Raw genomic sequence first — 730 nt, forward strand, 5'->3', positions numbered from 1 at the left:
GCCGGGTAGTAGCCGCTGCGCTCGATCGCCGCGCGCAGCCCCTGGGTCGTCGTACCGGTCTTTGCCATACCCACCATCCTACGGGGGGCCACCGACTGCCGGGGACGCCGTGCGGCTGCACGGCTGCGGGGGCCGCGCCGGTCAGTAACTGGGGAGCCGGCGGGGGCCCAGGTCGTTGCGGGCGGGGGGTGGGGCGAGCCGGATGCTCGCCCCCAGCACGGCCAGCCCGTGGGTGGCGACCACGACCGGCTCCAGGGCGACGGAGACCACCTCGGGGTGGTCGTCCACCAGCCGGGAGACCCTCAGCACCAGTTCCTCCAGCGCCGGGGTGTCCGCCGGGGCCGAACCGCGCCAGCCGAAGAGCAGCGGTGCGGCCCTGATCGAGCGGATCAGCTCGGCGGCGTCCCGGTCGGTGGCCGGGACCAGGCGGTGGGCGGTGTCGCCGAGCAGTTCCGAGGGGGCGCCCGCCAGTCCGAAGGAGAGGACGGCCCCGGCGGCGGCGTCGATCGAGGCCCGTACGACGGTGTCGATCCCCCGGGGCGCCATCGCCTGGACCACCGGCCGCAGTTCGGCGGGCGTGCCGAGCAGCTCCGTCAGTTCGCCGTAGGCCCGGCGCAGGGCGTCCTCGCCCGCGAGGTCGAGGCGGACACCGCCGAGGTCGGGGCGGTGGCGCAGGTGGGGCGCGGTGGTCTTGAGCGCCACCGGGTAGCCGAGCCGCGCGGCGGCGGCG

The 730-nt window shown here is 76.8% G+C and carries 1 protein-coding gene and 1 pseudogene; both read right to left on the reverse strand.

Annotation, left to right across the window (positions count from 1 at the left end):
• Positions 1 to 68, reverse strand: a pseudogene (locus tag IH13_RS41985) (phosphodiesterase); the annotation flags it as partial.
• Positions 69 to 141: 73 nt separating this feature from the next.
• Positions 142 to 730 (reverse strand): acetate--CoA ligase family protein (locus IH13_RS0102465; protein ID WP_199814588.1); only part of this gene is annotated, 589 nt, incomplete at its 5' end.

Origin of the sequence: Streptomyces sp. NRRL WC-3549 (genome assembly GCF_000721935.1) — a bacterium.
GTDB lineage: Bacteria > Actinomycetota > Actinomycetes > Streptomycetales > Streptomycetaceae > Streptomyces.